The following is a 587-nucleotide window of genomic DNA, read 5'->3' as shown; positions in this document are numbered from 1 at the left end:
CAATGCAAAAGGAGTACCTCCTGAATTGATACTATTTTGAAAACTGGCTCTATCTGTAGTAGAAACCGATACTTGTTTCCAACCTGTTTGCATTACTCTACCCAATACATCGTATTCGGTAACCATCCACCCCACAGTGTTACCACCATAAGGTGTAAATGCTGGTCCCGTAGCAACAGGTCTGTCTAATTTGTCATATACGATATATTCCCATTGCTTACCAGGTAGTTTCTTTTCTACCAAACGGTTGCGGTAATCGTATTTGTATTGGTACCCTAAATTATCTAAAGTGCTTTGATCACTAGCTCCTTCCGCTAATGGTGGAATGACGTACGTAAGATTACCAAATTGATCGTATACATAATAGGTATCGTAGGCTTCACTATTATTATAGGTTCGTTTTAAAACCACTTGACCTTCTTTATTTTTAAATTCTTCAGTCGTATGGTTTTTAGTCGTTCCACTATGATTTTCATCTTTGGTGATGGTTTTATACAATTCATTATCTGCATAAACACCTAAATTATTCAATACCGGATTGTAAATTTTATTACTCTCCTCACCATTCCAACTTGAGGTAGCTGTAA

Annotated in this window: 1 pseudogene; it reads right to left on the bottom strand. The window is 36.6% G+C overall.

What is annotated here, in order from left to right:
• Window positions 1-587: pseudogene (locus tag NHF47_RS16820) on the bottom strand (type IV secretion protein Rhs); the annotation flags it as partial.

It is taken from the genome of Flavobacterium sp. NRK F7 (genome assembly GCF_024054195.1).
Taxonomy (GTDB): domain Bacteria; phylum Bacteroidota; class Bacteroidia; order Flavobacteriales; family Flavobacteriaceae; genus Flavobacterium.
The sequence above is the reverse complement of the archived record's forward strand: the minus strand, read 5'-3'. Positions and strand labels throughout refer to the sequence as shown.